General features: G+C 63.3%; 12 protein-coding genes, 1 tRNA gene and 1 pseudogene. 7 read left to right on the top strand and 7 right to left on the bottom strand.

The window, feature by feature from the left end:
- Positions 1–35: 35 nt before the first annotated feature.
- Positions 36–3080: pseudogene (locus tag ACQY4Y_RS09430) on the bottom strand (BPTD_3080 family restriction endonuclease).
- 536 nt (positions 3081–3616) lie between these two features.
- On the bottom strand, positions 3617–4891 hold the full coding sequence (locus ACQY4Y_RS09425; protein ID WP_428489471.1) for an ISNCY family transposase: 1275 nt from the start codon (positions 4889–4891) through the stop codon (positions 3617–3619).
- Positions 4892–5602: 711 nt separating this feature from the next.
- Here ACQY4Y_RS09425 and ACQY4Y_RS09420 point away from each other — a divergent pair.
- The 3 genes from ACQY4Y_RS09420 (at position 5603) to ACQY4Y_RS09410 (ending at position 8992) form a co-directional block, all read left to right on the top strand.
- The gene (locus tag ACQY4Y_RS09420) at positions 5603–6820 is read left to right on the top strand and encodes an IS256 family transposase (RefSeq protein ID WP_428490753.1); all 1218 of its coding nucleotides are present in this window, start codon (positions 5603–5605) and stop codon (positions 6818–6820) included.
- Positions 6821–7427: 607 nt separating this feature from the next.
- On the top strand, positions 7428–7721 hold the full coding sequence (locus ACQY4Y_RS09415; RefSeq protein ID WP_428490285.1) for a hypothetical protein: 294 nt from the start codon (positions 7428–7430) through the stop codon (positions 7719–7721).
- Positions 7718–8992 (top strand): DUF927 domain-containing protein, encoded by a 1275-nt coding sequence (locus ACQY4Y_RS09410; protein WP_428490284.1) that lies wholly within the window; start codon positions 7718–7720, stop codon positions 8990–8992. The genes ACQY4Y_RS09415 and ACQY4Y_RS09410 overlap by 4 nt, the downstream gene beginning before the upstream one ends.
- 1362 nt (positions 8993–10354) lie before the next feature.
- Here the strand turns inward: ACQY4Y_RS09410 and ACQY4Y_RS09405 are convergent.
- Both ACQY4Y_RS09405 and ACQY4Y_RS09400 read right to left on the bottom strand, forming a co-directional pair.
- A tRNA-Ser gene (locus ACQY4Y_RS09405) sits at positions 10355–10447 on the bottom strand.
- A gap of 112 nt (positions 10448–10559) precedes the next feature.
- Positions 10560–11186, bottom strand: a complete 627-nt coding sequence (locus ACQY4Y_RS09400; protein WP_428490283.1) for a glutathione S-transferase family protein — start codon at positions 11184–11186, stop codon at positions 10560–10562.
- A gap of 88 nt (positions 11187–11274) precedes the next feature.
- On the opposite strand from ACQY4Y_RS09400, the gene ACQY4Y_RS09395 reads away from it, so the two are divergent.
- Positions 11275–12045 (top strand): exodeoxyribonuclease III, encoded by a 771-nt coding sequence (locus ACQY4Y_RS09395; RefSeq protein ID WP_428490768.1) that lies wholly within the window; start codon positions 11275–11277, stop codon positions 12043–12045.
- Between the two features lie 72 nt (positions 12046–12117).
- Here the strand turns inward: ACQY4Y_RS09395 and ACQY4Y_RS09390 are convergent, their stop codons facing one another.
- Both ACQY4Y_RS09390 and ilvD read right to left on the bottom strand, forming a co-directional pair.
- Positions 12118–12420, bottom strand: coding sequence for a hypothetical protein (locus ACQY4Y_RS09390; protein ID WP_428490282.1), 303 nt, complete (start codon positions 12418–12420; stop codon positions 12118–12120).
- Between the two features lie 224 nt (positions 12421–12644).
- A complete protein-coding gene (gene ilvD, locus ACQY4Y_RS09385) occupies positions 12645–14369 on the bottom strand; it encodes a dihydroxy-acid dehydratase (RefSeq protein ID WP_428490281.1) in 1725 nt (574 codons plus the stop codon).
- A 389-nt stretch (positions 14370–14758) separates the two neighbouring features.
- Between ilvD and ACQY4Y_RS09380 the strand changes: the two genes are divergently transcribed.
- From ACQY4Y_RS09380 to ACQY4Y_RS09370, 3 genes are all read left to right on the top strand, one after another.
- Positions 14759–15211 carry a hypothetical protein gene (locus ACQY4Y_RS09380; protein WP_428490280.1) on the top strand — a complete coding sequence of 151 codons (453 nt, stop codon included), beginning with the start codon at positions 14759–14761 and terminating at the stop codon, positions 15209–15211.
- A 165-nt stretch (positions 15212–15376) separates the two neighbouring features.
- Positions 15377–15832: a hypothetical protein gene (locus tag ACQY4Y_RS09375; RefSeq protein WP_428490279.1), complete on the top strand. Its 456-nt coding sequence runs from the start codon at positions 15377–15379 to the stop codon at positions 15830–15832.
- A gap of 127 nt (positions 15833–15959) precedes the next feature.
- Entirely contained in the window at positions 15960–16664 is a 705-nt protein-coding gene (locus tag ACQY4Y_RS09370) for a lytic transglycosylase domain-containing protein (protein ID WP_428490278.1), read from the top strand.
- Here the strand turns inward: ACQY4Y_RS09370 and metC are convergent, their stop codons facing one another.
- Positions 16665–17855, bottom strand: coding sequence for a cystathionine beta-lyase (gene metC, locus ACQY4Y_RS09365; RefSeq protein ID WP_428490277.1), 1191 nt, complete (start codon positions 17853–17855; stop codon positions 16665–16667). It lies immediately after the preceding gene.
- Between the last annotated feature and the right edge of the window lies 1 nt (position 17856).

Raw genomic sequence — 17856 nt, 5'->3', positions numbered from 1 at the left:
TTGAATGTCGTCTGCGTCATGGTTCGCGTCGTCTCCTAGGCCGCCACCACGGCCGGCACTGCGACGCAAAGCTGCCCGACCAACTCGGCAAATCGCGCCTCTATCTCGAATTGCGCGGTGAACTCCGCGAATGCCCAGCGCCCGAGGCGACCGAGGTTGTTGACCCCCAGCTCCCACAGATTGCGCATGGTTTCGGCTTTCAGTTGTGCGTCACCGCGGCGATACCCCTTGATCTCCACCACCACATGCAGCGGATCATCCGGGCCGTGCCCGTCATCCACATGCAGGATGAAATCGGGCAGATAGCGGCGCGGCGTGGCACCATCGCGATAGGGCACCTCGAACCCGAGACCCTGGTTCTTCACATAGGCCAGCACGCGCGGATGTGCTTCGGCCACGCGGGCGAATTCGACTTCCCAGGCACTATCGCAGATCACCAGATTGACGTGGCAGCGCGCGGCATCGGTGGTCCAACGCAATTCCTTGCTGGTGGTGAAATTGACGAACCGGGAAGCGCCCTCAGGATTGTAGGGGTCCAGGATTGCCTTGATGCGTTTCTCGCCCACCGTCATCAACCCGGCCTGGCAAGCCAGGCAGATGCGTTCGGCGGCCAGCTCCAGGATCTGCAGGTACAGCACCTGGGCGGGGAAGGCCCCGCCGCTGCACTTCAAGTAGCTGTCGAGCCACGCGCGCGCGATCCGCTTGAGGTCGCCGAATAAGTGCAGCCGCGGTTCCTCGCCAGGGTCGCGGAAGTGCTGATACAACAGGTGCTTGGCCAGATTGAAAGCCACCGTGCTGGGCCGCACCGTGCCCAGGTGCTTGACATCCAGGGTGACTCCCTCGCCGACGATGCCTTCCATCAGTGTCGTGCAGGGGCCGGTCAGTTCCGGGTTCAGTTCCAGCACCGAGTCCGCACTGAAGCTGGCGCGCAGCCGCTCATTCGGCAGTTCGACGCGGTAGCCAGCGACGCGGGGGAAAGTGATTTCCAGCGCTGCTCGATCGCGCAGCGCCTGCACGCGCACGATCTCCAGTGGCTTGGCGGGTGGGGCAACCACCGGCTTGGCGGTGAAATGGAATGGGATGCCTAGGATGTCTGCATACTCGGGATTGAACAGCCCGGCTTCGTTCGTTTCATAGTTCAGCCGCCGCAGCGCGCGGCCGACCACCTGTTCGCACAGCAGCTGGGTGCCAAACGCGCGCACACCCAGCACGTGGGTGACCGTGTTGGTGTCCCAGCCCTCAGTCAGCATCGAGACCGAGACCACACAGCGGATATGGGCGCCAAGCCGGCCGACCCTGCCGACGGTGTTCATGACTTCGCGTAGGATGTCGTTGTCGGTCAGATTGTCGGCCGCCCCGGCCCCCTGGCGCTGGACGATTTCGCGCTTGAACTGCTCGATCTCGGCTGCCGCCGCATCTCGGAATTCAGCATCAAGGGCTTCGTCGGACTCAAGTTGTTCGCTGTCGATCAGCAGCGTGCGCATGCGCGGCAGGCGGTCGCCGTGGTCGCTAAAGTTGCGAAACAGTTCCAGCCGGCCATTATGGTGGTTGTCAGAGCCGTTTTCATCCTGACGGATGAAGCCGGAGATGTATTCGTACACCAGTTTAGAGGTGGCGGTGTTGTTGCAGACCACGATGAACACCGGCGGGACGGCGATGCCCGCGTCCTCCCAAAGTTCGAAAACCTTGGTGTAGTGGCCATACAGCGCGTCCAGCGCGGTCAGCAGTTCGGACGGCAGCGACAGCGGGTCCAGTTGGCCAGATTTGCCGGCGCCTTTCTTCGGCATCTTCTTGCCGATGTGGGTCCATAGATCGCGGAACACCGGCATGTCCTCGATCGGCAGGTTGTCCGCCACCGGCACGCGCGGCAGCTTGACAATGCCGCATTCGATCGCGTCCATCAGCGAAAAGTCGCTGACCGTCCAGAGGAACAAGGTGGCCTAGGCATACCCCGAACCACGCAGGAAGAACGGCGTGTCCGACAGATCATACACCGCGCGCAGGCCAAGGTGACGCTGGGCGATCTCAATGCCGCTGATCCACAGCCTGGCAGCCTTGTTGTTGGTTTCAGCCTCCTTCCGTTCGTCTCCGGTCAATCCGGCGGTGGCGCCAGGGCGTTCGCGGTAACAGTGATGCGCTTCGTCGCTCAGCACAACGATGTGCTTGAGAGCCATAAGCTCGCCCATGACGCGGCTCAGCATCTGGCCTTCAGTCTCGGTGGTTTCGATCGCGTCGCCGCGGCCTTGCAGCAGCGCCCGCCCGACCTTCGAGACCTCCATGCGTTCCCGCCGCCTGAAGGCATGATAATTGCTGATGACGATCTTGGCTTTGGCGAGGTCGGCCTGCATATCTTCAGGCACGAGCTCGCGGGAGCGGTAGTAGCTGTCGGGGTCATTGGGCTGCAGCACGCGCAGCCGGTCCTTGATGGTGATGCCGGGTGTGACGATCAAGAAGCCGCGGGAAAACCGCGGAGAATTGGGACTGCGGACGGCGTTGATGGTGTGCCAGACGATCAGCATGGCCATGACGGTCGTCTTGCCGCTGCCGGTGGCCATCTTCATCGCCAGACGCAACAGACCCGGGTTGGCCTGTTCGTTGGCGCCTTGCACGTGGGCGAGGAATTTCTGTCCGCGTGCGCCGAGGCCGGGGGCGACCTCGTTGAGCCAGATCATCGTCTCAACCGCTTCGACCTGGCAGAAGAACGGCTTTTGATTGGCGAACGGGTGACTACGCCAATGTTGCAGAAGCCGCTGCGTCGCCGGAGTGACCTGCCACTGCGCCGGGTTCGGCAGTTCCCGCCAGGCATCCACGTACTGGCGGATTTCGTTGATGATCGAGTTCGCGTTGTATTCGACCTCAGCGTCCGACAGGCCCTTGTTGTCGGTGACGGTCTGGTTCCGCTTGCTGGGCGCTTTACCGTGCTTTTTCGTCTTGGGAATTGGGGTGAGCAGTTCCGAGCGACGGCGCCCGGGGATCAGCGGCAGATCGGTTGGTTGGCCTTTGTCGTCGAGGTGGTGGTGCCACTTCGGCAACTGGTATGGCGAGTTCAGAATCGGACGTTCGAAAAAGCCTGCACTCACTGTTCGCCACCGTCTCCAACAGGACGATTTGGGACTGTCCTGACTGCGAACTCGAAATGGGTTTAGTTAGTGGTTGTCATCCTAAAATATTCACACTACGGGATCATTCGTGATGGATTGCCTACAGACCGCATCAATGTTTAACGTTATGTTATCGTGATGGCAGGGCGGGAATGTCACGTTGTGCCGGGCTTTCCCATTTTTGGGGTTCGTAACGTTCTTTCGTCTGATCCGGTTCGACTGCATCTGCGCATTGACGAGGCCCACGTCAGCCCGTCGCGATAAGCATCGCACCGTCATCAGGACCGCACGCATCTCGTGTACAAAAGCTTGTGTCAATGCAAAGTAGAGATGTCCCCTGACTCCCCAAAGTTAAAATGTCCCCTGTGGGCTGGGCGGGGGGTGGGCACCGGTCAAGCGTTAGTCCAATCGCGGTGTTGGAGCGGTGGGTAAGTGGCCCGCTGGAGTGATCGTTCAGAATCGGGCGCAAGCGGGCCACTTATCCACGGCTGCGGCGGCTGTTACGCGGGCTGTACTCACCCCGGGACGGTTTCAACCGCGGCGTTGGGGATGTGCCGCGCAGCGATCATTGCGTCGATCCGGGCATCGATGGTCTTGCCGTCCACCGCCGGGGCGGGCATGGCATAGCGGGCATAGGCCGTTACCGGCAGGATCCGGTCTTTGTAATGCACCCTCAGCGCACCGTCGGGAAAGTGATGCAGCGTCACCTTCGCGCCGCGCAGCGCGGTGCCAGGCCCGGGTGTCTTGACGCAATACATCGTCCCGCCGGAGCGGAAGGTCAGCGCCTTCGACAGCACCCGCTGCTCGCGCCGTGCCAGTTCGTCGTCCAACGCTTGCGCGGTCTTCGTCCACGGCCGGTGCGCCGAAGCCGGGTCGCGCGGCGGCACCGCAAACTTTGCGTTGAAGCGCGCCATGAACGCCGGCGCGAAGCCATTCGCCGCCTCGATCGAGCCAATGCCGGCCAAACGCATCTCCTTGACCAGCCGGTCCTGCAGGGTCTGGTTGGCGCGCTCGACACGACCCTTGGCCTGCGGGGTCAGCGCATGGATCGGCTCGATCCCAAGCCGATCCGCCACCCGTCCGAACTCGGTCTTGCCGTCGCCGCTCGTGGCGTCCTTAGCGTTGATCCGGAAGATGCCGTGCCGGTCGGAGTAGAACGCCAGCGGCCGGCCATGGTCCAGCACGTGGCCGCGCAGCGCCGCCAGATAGGCCGCCGTCGTCTCCGCCGGGGCGAAGCGTAGCGCGGTCAGCCGGCCGCTGGCGTCGTCGATGAACACGATCAGCGCACAGCGCGGCCCGCGCCGCTCGAACCAGTGGTGCGCACTGCCGTCGATCTGGATCAACTCGCCAAACCGCGGACGCCGCTGGCGGAGCTGAAACACCCGCCTGGCCCGGCGGCGCTTGGGCCGCCACAGGCCAAGGCCGATCTGCATCTGGCGGATCGTCTCTGCCGAAACGACGATCCCGTCCAACTCCAGCAGCTTCTCCGCCGCCAGCGTCGCGCCGAAGTCGGGGTATTTGTCCCTCAGCAGCGTCGCGATACGACCGCGCAGCGCCGCCGACATCCGGTTGTTCGATGGCCGGCCGCGCTGATGCGAAACCAGACCCGCGTCGCCCTCAGTCTTCGCCTTACGCACCAAGCGCTTGAATTGGCGGACACTGAGGCCAACGCGCTCCGCTGCTTCAGCCTGGCCCAACCGACATTCGATCGACTGGCGCACCCAATAGGCGCGATCGCGCTCCGCCTGCGTCATCCACAACCCCGTCTCGGCCATTGCGTCCCCAAGCATGCGCAAAAGGGGACATTCTAACTTTGGACGGAGGGGACATTCCTACTTGGGGCTAACACGTGTACAAAAGCTTGTTGCGACACTCCATAGGATCCGGTAACGTCCTGCTCGATCCTGCATGGTCGGGTTGTCACCTCGCGCGGAGGTTGGCGGCTAAAACACCCCCGAGCCGGGGGACCGGCCTTATCCTATCTCGCGCTGGGGTGGGGCAGTCATTTCTGCTGTTGAGCCGAAGCGCGTTGCGCGGCTCGCGGCGTGTGCTTGTTCTGCAAGCAGTGACCAGGATGGCTCGATGCGCCAAAAAACTCAATTTTCATCGCCGTGCGCGGACGTTGATGCCTTCCCGGCATCCGGCCCGACTTCTGCACCCGCCACGCGATTGGTGCCGTCACTCGACGGCGTCGAACAGCTCACGGACGGAGCGATATCCCGCACCCGTGCCTCTGAGCTGATAAAGTCGCATGAACTCGACGCTCGAAAAATCGGTCGCCGCACCGTGGTAGTAACGAGTTCGCTTGAAGCGTATCTGCTGCGCGCACCTAGCGCGGCCCGCTAGACGAAACCGCCCCGGCGCGGTAGCCGAGTCGGGAGCGTGGATAGGCGTTTGTCTGGATACTGTCCGAGGTGTTGTGCAAAATCTAACTCGGTGGAAGCGGCCATGTCATGCTGGTGATGTTCGAGGTCACCAACCCTGTGGAGAGGGCGCACACCATGACCAAGCGGCAAGGTAAGGACGAAGCCAACGAACTGAAAGCCATCCTGTCGCAGGACGGAGATTTTCTGCGCTCAGCGGTGAAGGCCGCGATCCAGGCGGCGCTGGGGGCGGAGATGACGGAGGCGTTGGCGGCGGAGCGGAGCGAACGCGTGGACGGTCGCCTCGGCTATCGCAGCGGGTCCTACAGCCGGTCGCTGATCACCCGCGTCGGCTCGATTGAGTTGCGTGTCCCGCGCGACCGCTCGGGTCTGTTCTCGACGGAATTATTCGAACGCTATCAACGCTCGGAGCGAGCCTTGGTCAGTGCGCTGGCCGAGATGTATGTGCAGGGCGTATCCACCCGCAAAGTCAAGGCGGTCACCGAAACGCTGTGCGGGCACAGCTTCTCGGCCTCGTCGGTCAGCGAGATGAACAAGACGCTGGACGCGGCGTTGACGGCGTTCGCGGCGCGGCAGCTGGACGAACCCTATCCCTATCTGATCCTGGACGCGCGCTACGAGCGGGCCCGCGAAGGCGGGGTGATTGCCAGCCAGGCCGCCTTGATCGCGATCGCGGTCGATGGTGAAGGTCACCGCCAAGTGCTAGCGGTGGACCTGGCCAACCGCGAAAGCACATCGAGCTGGCGCGATTTTCTGCTGGGGCTCAAGCAACGCGGCTTGCACGGGGTGGAATTCGTCGTCTCGGACGATCATCCGGGCCTGAAGCAAGCGATCCGTGAGGTGCTGCCCGAGGCGTTCTGGCAGCGCTGCTACGTGCACTTTCTGCGTAATGCGTTGGACCATCTGCCGCGCCGGGCGAACGACGATTGCCTGCAAGAGCTGCGCTGGATTTATGACCGGCGTGAGTTGGCCGAGGTGCGGCGCGACCTTGCCGCCTGGCTTGGCAAGTGGAGCGGCAAATATGGGCGGCTATGCAGTTGGGTGGAAGACAACATCGAGGAGACGCTGACCTATTATCGGCTGCCGTTGCCGCATCATAAACACATGAAATCGACCAACTTGCTGGAACGGTTGAACCAGGAGATCAAACGCCGCACGCATGTGGTGCGGATCTTCCCCACCCTCCTTCGCGTGCTCAGTCGCCCAGCCAGTTGCTTGCGGCTAATCCGTGCGCTGGCGGTCGAAATCCATGAAGAGTGGTTGGAAAGTCCGCGTTATCTGAACATGGAGGATCTGCGCGAACACAAGAAGCAGCAGATGCGAGCCGCGGCATGACCCACAGCCCGGGCTGCCCAAGGGTGCCAGCGTGGCCGCCGCCGTCGAGGACGCTTCGCGCCGGCTTCGCCGGTGGCCCAGCGGCCATCCTTGACCGCGGCGGCCACGCTGCCCCAAGACGATCAGGCCGGGACGAAGAAACGGCCCCGTTCAGCCGAACAAAGAAACACCAAAATCAGTTTGCCAAACCCGCTTTTGCACACCTTGACGGACACAACCTTTGTCTGGCGGACAAGCTGTATATGCGCGATTCCACAGCGTTTCGCAACCGCATGCCGGGGCTTCCTCCAAGCTGAAAGGGGAAGTCATGTTCTTTTATTCTTGCCCGGGTAAGCCCGGCCTCCAATCCATTGGCAGTTCCGAGTCCATCGCCAAAATGATCGCGCTGGCGCGCAGCCACGACGTTGAATTGTCGGTCCCCGTCCGCGCTAATCTGTCCGACCTGGCTATTCCAGGACCCGGCAACAGCGTGCCGAACCAAGCATTGAATTCCACGGGTCCGTGGGGTCCTACGGGTCCCTTTGCCGTAAACACTCACGCTTCTCCTGGCCTTGCCATGAACAGGCCTAGGACCGGTTCTTGCCGTTGCTCGGGTCCCAGGGGTCCCGTGACTGTCTCCTTTGCGCTGGCGAACGCTGCCGCGCTACGTGAACTACCGGCCCTGCTGGCGCGCTGGCTGCCGGACGGACGGGTGATCGGCCACGAGTACGAGGCGCGAAACCCGCACCGCAGTGATCGTAACCTCGGCTCTTTCCGGGTGAACCTGCGCACCGGTCGCTGGGCGGACTTCGCCACGGGTGACCAGGGCGGAGACCCTGTGAGCCTGGTCGCCTACCTATTCAGATTGTCGCAGGGCGAAGCTGCGCGTCGGCTGGCCGGCTTGCTGGGACTGCGGCCATGACCGACGGAATCGCACCGGGTCTGGACCCGGATCCGTTTGCCGCTTTGACCAATGATGAGCGCGCTGCGGCAGCGGCGACACCGTCCGGCAGCGGCGACGATGCCCACACGTTGGACATCCAAACCTGTCCAGAGCGGGAACCGCCGCCGCACCGCTTCCACCACTGGGTGCATGGCGAGCCGTCCGGTGCTTGGCTATACCGGGATGCCCACGCCGCGTTGCTGTGTGCCATGGCCCGCTACAATCTGTTCAATGAGGATGGTTCGCCAAAGCTGAAAGAGAACGGCAAACAGGCCAAGCAATTTTCACCTTGGTGCTACGGCCGGCGGCAGTGGACCGACCGCGATGGCAAGGCGCGAGACCGCACCGGTTGGCACGCCAAGGCCCCTCCAACGCCCCGGCCGCTTTATGGGCTCGACCGGTTGGCAGCCCGGCCAGCGGCCCCGGTAATCATAACTGAAGGGGAAAAGGCCGCCGATCGCGCGGAGGTGCGGTTTCCAGACCACGTCGCCATTTCCTCCATGAACGGCGCGAATGCGCCGGGCAAGTCGGACTGGTCGCCGCTGCAAGGCCGCACCGCGACGATCTGGCCCGACAACGATGCGTCAGGGGCAAACTTTGCGGCGGCAGTGGCCAATCTTGCCAATGAAGCCGGCGCCGAAATGGTGCGCTCCGTAGAAACGCCGCCCGATTGGCCAGAGGGCTGGGACTTGGCGGACGATCCGCCAGACGGTGTGACGCCCGATCAGCTGCGCATGCTGCTGGATGATGCGCCGGACGGCGCTGCGGCCAGCTTTCCACCGGAGTACCGGATGACACCCAAGGGCTTGTTCTTCTATCCTGAGCCGACTGACAGGAACCTAACTCCTGTCCCCGTTTTCGTTTCTGCACCGTTCTGTATAGTCGGCGAGACCCGCAGCGTGACCGGCGAGGCATGGGGCCTTCTGCTGCGCTGGCGCGACCGCGACGGTCGACTTCACCAATGGGCCATCCCACGCCGGCTGATCCATCGGCCGGGAAATGAGATCGCGGAGGAACTGGAACACGCCGGTCTGTCATGCGGGTCGAACGGCGCAGCTCACGACAAGCTGAAGCGGTTTATTGGGGCGGTGGAAGTCGCCCGGCGTCTGCGCTGCGTGAACCGCACCGGCTGGCACCAAGGCGAATTCGCGCCAGTCTTCGTGCTGCACGGAGGTGATGCATTCTGGCTCACCACGTGCCGGGTGGCGCAGACAGGCAGGTGCGAAACGTTGCGAGCCGGTTTGCGCTGATTGGAGCGGCCGGCGAGCTGGCCCGGGACTACGACGTTTTACCCTGGCCAGAAGGGGAGGCGATGCGCGCGGCCGGGACCTGCTTCGCGACGTGGCTGGCGGAACGCGGCGGCGCGGGACCGGCCGAGGAGGCGGCGGCGCTGACACAGATCCGCCACTTCCTCGAAACGCACGGCGAAAGCAGGTTTACATTATTGGATGGCGCCGGAGACAGTGCATCGGCCCCGGCGGAGGCGCGTACGATTAACCGGGCCGGTTGGCGACGGCGAATGCCAAGCCCATCCAGCGAAACCTGGGAATACCTGATCCTACCCTGAGACGTGGAAAGCCGATGTGTGCCGAGGCCTTAATGCCAAGCGGGCGGCGGACTTGCTGGCGTCAAAGGGTTGGCTGCTGGGCGGTGATGACCGGCACAGAGCGGGGCGCGCAGAAGTGCCGAACGAAGGACGGCGGCGGGTTTATCGCGTTTCCGGCGCGATCCTTGCTGACGACGAGGTCGGCGCCGATGGCACTGGCTGATTTACGCCGAATGGCCGAGCGTCTTGGACCTTTGAGCGCGGGTCCATCGACCATCGACCCGGAGCCCTGCCGCACCCCGTCATTTCCAAGTGCCGGGACCCCTGGTATCCGTGGACCTGTTCAAACGGGTCCCAGGGAAAGCGGTGTAAGTGCTGGGTTTCTTGGGTCCGGGACCGTGGGACCCCTGCTTGTTGCAATGCTGAAAGTGATGACGGGTCGGGAGTCAGGTTGGACATCGCCCCTGGCCCGTTGGGCTTGGGCAGCCTACCCGACACCCCCTGTTTTGCGTGTGGCTCCAGGCTATGGCTGCGCCGCGCCGCACTGTCCGGGGCCCTGGCCCGTGGCTGTGCGCCGGCTGCCACTCGTTTCCGAACACATGGGTGGACGCAACTGCGATCCCGGCGCCCGCCGTGCACAATGGCGCGGGATGATAAAATCCTCCTCCGCCGTGCGAATGCGCCGAACCCGGGAGCGGCGGCGGATCGGGCTCACCCCCGTATCGATCGAACTCCGACACGCTGAGGTCGCCGCGCTCACGCGCATGGGGCTGCTGGCTGAGATGGACAAGGACGATTCCGCGGCAATTGCCGGGGCACTCGGACGCTTGCTTGACCGCTGGCTGCCCGCGCCGTCCCGGTGACGCGCAACACTATCCAAATTCGTGGCCTTTAAATTTATACCGTCGCCGATCGGCGGCCAAGCGAACGCCGCGATCACGCCGCCTGCTGGTGGGGCGTCCCAAATCATCCCATTTCGTCCACCTCAAAATGTAGGCTGGATTGTAGGCCACCAGCAGCTCTGGTAAGTTTTACCTAATAAAATCAATCGATTGATTGAGCATATTGGCGGAGGGGATGAGATTCGAACTCACGGTACGGCTTGACACCGTACAACGGTTTAGCAAACCGCCGCCTTCAGCCACTCGGCCACCCCTCCGCCGGGGCAACATCCCCAAGCCACCCGCTCGCACGGCAAGCTCGGACACGGCGTTTGCGCCTATGTTGTAGGGGAAACAGCGCCTCAGCGTCAAACCTGAAACGGCTTCGCCCTAGCCCAGCGCGACCTCGAAGCCCCGTTTTACCCCGGGCCGATCCATCATCGCCTCATACCACCGCCTGACGTGACGGAATTCGGCCAAATCGATCTTGTGCCGCTCGTGCCGCCACGCCCATCCCAGGATAGCGAAATCGGCGATCGAAAGCGCATCCGCAACAAACTCGTGCGCCGCCAGCCTGCGGTCGAGCACGCCGTAAAGCCTCGCGGTCTCCTTCGAATAGCGCTCCAGCCCATAGCGCTGGTCCTGCGGATTTTCCACCTGCAGGAAGTGGTGCACCTGACCGGGCATCGGGCCGAAACCGCCCATCTGCCACATCAGCCACTCCAGCACCGGAACCTGGGCACGCGGGTCCGTCGGATAGAACTTGCCGGTTTTTTGCCCGAGGTAGATCAGGATTGCGCCCGACTCGAACACACTGATCGACGCCCCACCCGGACCGTCCGGATCGATGATCGCGGGGATCCGGTTGTTCGGGCTGATCTTGAGGAATTCCGGCGCGAACTGTCCGTTCTTGGAGATATTGACCGGATGCACATTGTACGGCAGGCCCATCTCCTCCAGCGCCACGCTGATCTTGCGGCCGTTCGGGGTGTTCCAGGTATATAGCTCGATCGACATGCGGCGTCCCTTTCCAGGCTGGCAGCACAGTGAACAGAACACCGACCCGCGGCAAGACACCCAGGATCAGCAGGCGGAGTACACCGACGTGAAGATCGCCACCTGGAATGTCAACTCGATCCGCCAGCGCGAAGCCCACGTGCAGCGCTGGCTGGAACTATCCCAGCCCGATGTGCTGTTCCTGCAGGAAATCAAATGCGAGACCGCGGCGTTTCCACAGCTGGCGTTCCACGCCCTTGGTTACACCGCGGAGGCGGTCGGGCAGAAGTCCTACAACGGCGTTGCCGTCCTGGCGCGCAAGCCGTTCAAGGTCGTGGACCGAGCTCTACCCGGCCTGCCGGAAGACGACGGCCAGGCGCGGTACATCGAGATCGAGACTGACGACGTCACACTCATCGGGGTGTATGCGCCGAATGGCAACTCTCGCGGCGACGAGGGCTTCGCATACAAGCTCGCCTGGATGGACCGATTGGCCGACCATGCCCAGGCGTTGCTGGAAGCGGACCGGCCGTTCGTCATCACCGGCGACTTCAATATCTGTCCAACGGACGAGGATTTCGCTCCGGGCGCATTGCCGCCGAGCGATGCATTGGTGCGTCCGGAGAGCCGGCAGCGCCATCGCCGGATGATCTGGATGGGGCTCACCGACGCGGTTCGGGCGGTGCATCCGCACGGACCGGTCTACACGTTCTGGGACTACCAGGGCGGTGCCTGGCAACGCGACCGGGGAATGCGGATCGATCACGCTCTGATTTCGCCGACCTTGGCGGAGCGGCTTGTTGCAGCCGATCCCGACAAGACCGAACGCGATCGGCCGCAACCGTCGGACCACGTACCGGTGATGATCGACCTGCACTGACCCGGCGACCTGCACTGACCCGGATGATTTTTCACGCTCCGGCTCCGCGAGCGCGTCGCGGGGCCGGTATCGTCACCCCCAGTGGGCGGGGCGCCAGAGCCAGCGATGCTCCCGCGGACCCCAGATCCAGCGGCCTTGGACGTAATGTCCGTGGTGCGGTCCGCGCTCCACGTAGCGGCCCGGGTGCCATGCATACCGAGCGCCATCCCATTGCCAGTGCCCCGGTTCCCAGATCATGCGTCCGCCTGGCGGCGGCGGTACCACTTCCGCGCGCGGCGGTGGGATCGGCGCGTAGGTCGGCGGTGGCGGCGGCTGCGCGTTGGCAGTTCCCATGGCAAGCAGACAAACCGCCGCACCCGCAACGAGCCACTTCATATACAAACTCCTTGAACCCTGCTGAGCGCAGACCTACCACCGCCATCCGTAACCGTGGATGGAAGAATGTAACAATCCCACCCGACGATGGCCGACTAGTGTCACGAGTCCGAAGTTCGCCATATCAGGCGAACATCAGTCTCGCGACATTAGCTCTTTGTTTTCAGTGGCCTGCCGATCCCATACGTCCGCCGCAAAGTGCGGCGAACTTCTGCGGCAGGACACTAGATGTCGGCGTAACAATGCGTCTCGGACGCGGTGCCGGGGTGGGTCACCGCTCCCAGATGCGCCGGCCCGACCAGTTGGGCAAATTTCCAGATTGCACCCGCGTTGTAGTCGGTCTTGCGGGGCGCCCAGGCGGCCTTTCGCCGCGCCAGTTCCGCCTCGGGGACGATCAGGTCGATGGTACCCTTTTCGGCATCGATGACGATCCTGTCGCCGTTCCGCACCATTGCGATCGGCCCGCCCACGGCCGCCTCCGGCCCGACATGGCCGATGCAGAAGCCGCGGGTTCCACCGGAAAACCGTCCGTCGGTGATCAGCGCGACCTTCTCGCCCATGCCTTGGCCGTAGATCGCGCCTGTCGTGGACAGCATCTCGCGCATGCCGGGACCACCCTTGGGCCCTTCGTAGCGGATGATGATGACATCGCCCGCCTTGTAAGCGCGAGCCTCGACCGCGGCGAAGGCTGCTTCCTCGGAGTCAAAGCACAGCGCGGTCCCCTCAAACCGCAGAGCGTGCAGGCCAGCGACCTTCACGATCGCCCCGTCGGGCGCCAGGCTGCCCTTCAGGCCAACGACGCCCCCCGTCGGGGAGATCGGCCGCGACACCGGATAGATCACGTCCTGATCCGGCGGAAACACCACGTCCTTGTGGTTCTCCGCCAGCGTCCGCCCGGTCACCGTCAGGCAATCGCCATGCAGCAACCCGCCGTCCAGCAAAGCCTTGATGATCACTGGAATGCCACCGACGTTGTGCACGTCGAAGGCGACGTATTTCCCACCCGGTTTCAGGTCCGCGATATAGGGCGTGCGGCGCATGATCTCGACCACGTCGTCCATGGTGAAGCGGATGCCGGCCTCATGCGCCAGCGCCGGCAGATGCAGCCCGGCATTGGTCGAACCTCCGGTGGCAGCGACCACAACCGCTGCATTCTGCAACGCCTTCAAGGTCACGATATCACGCGGGCGTATGCGCTGTTCGATCAGCTTCATCACCGCTCGGCCCGACTCGGTGGCGAACCGATCACGCTCCTCATATGGCGCCGGAGATCCCGCCGAACCCGGCAGCGCCAGGCCGATAGCCTCGGACACCGTCGCCATGGTGTTGGCGGTGAACTGACCACCGCAGGCACCGGCTGACGGACAGGCGGCACATTCCAACTCATGCAGGTCGGCATCCGACATGTTTCCGGCGGCGTGCATGCCGACCGCCTCGAACACATCGACGACGGTGACATCACGGCCCTTGAACTTCCCGGGCAGGATCGAACCGCCATACATGAAGACGCTGGGCACGTTCAGCCGCAACATTGCCATCATCATGCCGGGCAGCGACTTGTCGCACCCGGCCAGGCCCACCAGGGCGTCGTAGCAATGGCCGCGGACGGTCAGTTCCACGCTGTCCGCGATCAGGTCCCGAGACACCAGGGACGACTTCATCCCCTGATGGCCCATGGCGATCCCGTCGGTGACGGTGATGGTGGTGAACTCGCGCGGCGTGCCGCCGGTCTCCGCGACACCCTTCTTGACCGACTGGGCCTGACGGCTCAGCGCGATATTGCAGGGTGCGGCCTCGTTCCAGCAGGTGGCTACCCCCACAAAAGGCTGGTCAATCTCAGCCTCGGTCAGCCCCATCGCATAATAGTAGCTGCGATGTGGCGCTCGGCTTGGCCCGACCGTCACATGGCGGGACGGCATTTCTGATTTGTCCCAGCGCTTGATCGGCATCGCTGTTTCCTTTCTCCGGTGTCGAAGCCAGGTTATAGCCTCGGCACCAAGCCATGCCAAAGCCGTGTCGGCGCTTATCCGGGCGGACTTCGCGGCACGGGCTTTAAACACGGGACGGTTTTCGTCATCGACAGCCGCCGTTTTTTCCGCATGCTTCACCCGCTCGGGGTAGTCCGCGGAAGGCGATCCAGCGCCTGGTCATAACTTTCCGATTGCGATCCGAGTCTGTTTCGGCATTAGATCGCCGCTGTCAGCCCGAAGGATTGAGAAAAGGTCGCCGCCGATGTATCGCTGTTATTTCACCCAACACGGGCAAGTTGAAGACGGATACAATCTAGACGTGTCTACACTTGATGCCGCTATCGCTACCGGTAGAAAAATCCTGGCGGATGAACTGGACCAGGATCGTTGCAACGGGCTCGAGATTTGGCTCGACCGCGCCTTGCTCTATCGATTTTCAGCTTGAAACCATTGCCCGGCGCCGCGAATTCTTCATCCTCGCCCATTATCATTACAATATACGCAAAAGTGTGTTGTCGTATCGATCTGCGGATGTCATCTGGGTGACTTCGGTTTCAGCCCCTGGAGCATGTATCCCAATGAGGATTTCCAAAGAAGAACTGTCCACCAAGGTGGTCGTACGCCGAGGCCGCAGCGGCGCGGCCCCGTTCGTGTGGGAGATCAACAGGGAAAATATGGCTGAACCAGTTTATATTTCGGTCGACGGCTTCGAAAACATGGAGGACGCTTACCACGCCGGACGCGCCAGATTGTCCGAATTCGTTTCATCGGCGAACACCATGCCCGCCGCCAGCAGGCATCAGCTTTGGCAGTCAGACTAATTCGGCGCATTGGATGCTCGTTCGGGGCCCGAGGCTCAGATCAAGCCGCGTCGCGGCGCGTGTCTGCCAAACCAACCGTCTGCGAGCCACGGATCAGACCAGCGGTGTTAATCCATCGTTAGGGTTTCATCGCGACACTGCCGCCGGGCGGCAGGCAGGACGAAAATGCGACGGATGCGATGGGCGATATTACTCGCGGCGGCGCTCAGAGCCGCTCCGGTCCATGCATTCGACCCGGCTGGCGTGGACATCATTGGCCTTCGCCTCGGAATGCAGGCACCAGAGGTCATTGCTTGCCTGGGGCGTCAGGGCTACAAGCCGAACCTTACCCCGACGGTGATCACCGCCAATACCATGGACGGACGATTGCAGGTCATTCTCTCCGCTGAACGCGGCGTGACCGAAGTCCGCTACGTGTTTCGCGGGCACGGGGCGGGTGAATTGGCGTTGATACCCGAATCGGTACGAGCCCGATTTGGCGACCCGGACCAGACCAAACCGCCTACTTGGTGCCGGGCGGTGTCATCCGATGGGACCTGTCCGGGAGCCGAGCCGTCGCTGACGTTTCTGCCGGAATCGCTGACCCTGATCCTGCGCGGTCAGGCCGACAGCGGACAATGAGCCACCTGCAGTCGCAATCCCTCCGGGTCTGACCGCGATCATCAACTTTTTGTTCATCTCCCGCTTGTAGAAAAGCCGGATGAATGCTCGGACGCTCCTCTTCCTGCTGGTCTTGCTGGCGCCGTGCATGGCTTTCGCGGATACCGCCGCACTGCCGTCACAGGGCGCCAACGCCGCCTGCCGCCAAGCCATCGCGGCGGCGGAGCGCGCGCATCATATCCCGACACATCTGTTATCGGCGATCGCTCGGGTGGAAAGCGGCCGCCGGGACCAGGCCACCGGCACGTTCAACCCGTGGCCATGGACCATCAACATGGACGGCCAGGGCAGCTTTTATGACAACAAGGCGCAGGCGGTCGCCGCCGCCGTATCAATGCGACCCCATATTAGCCGATCGATCGATGTCGGCTGCATGCAGATCAGCCTGACCAATCATCCGGATGCGTTCTCCAGCATGGACCAGGCATTCGACCCCGCCTCGAACGCCGAGTATGGCGCCCGGTTTCTGGTGCAACTATTCGAAAAGACGAACTCCTGGCCAAGAGCGGTCGAAATGTATCATTCCGCTACACCAGAGATCGGACAGGAGTACGGCCGCCAGGTCTATGCCGCATTGCCCGAGGAGCAGAAGCTGGCCGAGGTGACGCAACCTTATCCCCTGGTCAGTGCATGGGGCCCGGCTTTCGGCCGATCCATGATATTCGCGCCGCTGCGACCGGGCGTTCCGCACATGATTAGGCAAACTCCCGGCCTGGCGGGCGGAATGCCGGTCGGCCGGTCGCTGGCGTCCTACCGCGCGTCCCCGGTGCGGATGGCATACCGCGCGCCGTAGTCAGGCCCGCATCGCTTTCAGTCCATGCCGCAAGTCGGCGATCAGATCGTCGACGTCCTCCAGCCCGATGTGAATGCGCACGATTGGCCCCGGGAACGACGGGCCTCCGGCGGAGCGGGTGATAAAGCCGGTCGTCGGCACCGCGAGGCTCTCATAACCGCCCCACGATGCGCCGATCCCGAACAGTTCGAGCGCCTCCACGAAACGATGTGTCGCGGCGGTGGTGACCTCACGCCTGAATTCGACGCCGAACAGACTGCAGGCGCCGGTGAAATCGCGGCGCCACAATTCGTGTCCCGGCGCGCCAGGCAGGCCGGGGTGCAGCACCTGGGCGACTTCGGGCTGTTGTCGCAGCCAGTGCGCCACCTGCAGACCAGCCTCCATCTGCGCCTGCAGACGCACCCCCATGGTGCGGATGCCACGCAACGTCAGCCAGCAATCGTCCGGACTGGCGTATTGCCCAAGCGTCCGCCCGGCGGCGTGCAGGATTTGCCAGTCAGCGTCGTTGTTCACCGTGATCGAGCCGATCAGCACATCCGAATGCCCGGCCAGATACTTGGTCGCCGCCTGGATCGATACATCGACGCCGTGCGCGAACGGCTGGAAATGATGGATGCCCCAGGTGTTGTCCATGAACACTTTCGCCCCGCCGGCATGCGCCGCCCGGGCGATGGCCGGCACGTCCTGCACTTCGAAGGTGTGGCTGCCCGGGCTCTCGGTATAGACGACCTTGGTGTTCGGCCGCATCAGCGCGGCCAATCCGGCCGCATCGACTTCCGGCAGATAGAACGTCGTCTCCACGCCGAAGTCGCGCAGCATCGTGGTGGCAAAGTTGCGCGCCGGGCCGTAGACGTGGTCCGGCATCAGCAAATGATCGCCAGCCTTCAGCCACGCCAGCAACGGGGTGGTCACCGCCGCCAGCCCGGTCGAGACGACGTAGCAGCGGGTCCCGCCCTCGATCGCGGCGATGGCATCCTCAAGCGCCCAGTGCGTGGCGGAACCGCCGGTGCCGTAGGTCAAGACCCGTTCACCGCGCCTCGCCTGCAAGGCCTGGCGTTCGGCAACCGTCGGAACCAGCACGGTGGACCCGCGCAGCAGCGGCGGGTTGACGAAACCATGCTCCCGCTTGGTTGCCCGCCCGATATGCGAAAGAGTGGTGCGGAAGCCGCGTTCACTGGGTGCGTCGGTCATG

Origin of the sequence: Rhodopila sp. (genome assembly GCF_965277165.1) — a bacterium.
In the GTDB taxonomy this organism is placed as follows: Bacteria; Pseudomonadota; Alphaproteobacteria; order Acetobacterales; family Acetobacteraceae; genus Rhodopila.
Note: the sequence above shows the minus strand (reverse complement) of the source record. Positions and strands in the feature narration are given on the sequence as shown.

What these genes read in the sequence shown, in the direction of transcription:
- ACQY4Y_RS09400 (WP_428490283.1), bottom strand. Translation starts at nt 11,186, where the DNA reads ATGTCGATCGAGCTATATACCTGGAACACCCCGAACGGCCGCAAGATC.
- ACQY4Y_RS09410 (WP_428490284.1), top strand. Translation starts at nt 7,718, where the DNA reads ATGACCGACGGAATCGCACCGGGTCTGGACCCGGATCCGTTTGCCGCT.
- ACQY4Y_RS09375 (WP_428490279.1), top strand. Translation starts at nt 15,377, where the DNA reads ATGCGACGGATGCGATGGGCGATATTACTCGCGGCGGCGCTCAGAGCC.
- ACQY4Y_RS09380 (WP_428490280.1), top strand. Translation starts at nt 14,759, where the DNA reads ATGAACTGGACCAGGATCGTTGCAACGGGCTCGAGATTTGGCTCGACC.
- ACQY4Y_RS09425 (WP_428489471.1), bottom strand. Translation starts at nt 4,891, where the DNA reads ATGCTTGGGGACGCAATGGCCGAGACGGGGTTGTGGATGACGCAGGCG.
- ACQY4Y_RS09420 (WP_428490753.1), top strand. Translation starts at nt 5,603, where the DNA reads ATGACCAAGCGGCAAGGTAAGGACGAAGCCAACGAACTGAAAGCCATC.
- ilvD (WP_428490281.1), bottom strand. Translation starts at nt 14,369, where the DNA reads ATGCCGATCAAGCGCTGGGACAAATCAGAAATGCCGTCCCGCCATGTG.
- ACQY4Y_RS09370 (WP_428490278.1), top strand. Translation starts at nt 15,960, where the DNA reads ATGGCTTTCGCGGATACCGCCGCACTGCCGTCACAGGGCGCCAACGCC.
- ACQY4Y_RS09390 (WP_428490282.1), bottom strand. Translation starts at nt 12,420, where the DNA reads ATGAAGTGGCTCGTTGCGGGTGCGGCGGTTTGTCTGCTTGCCATGGGA.
- metC (WP_428490277.1), bottom strand. Translation starts at nt 17,855, where the DNA reads ATGACCGACGCACCCAGTGAACGCGGCTTCCGCACCACTCTTTCGCAT.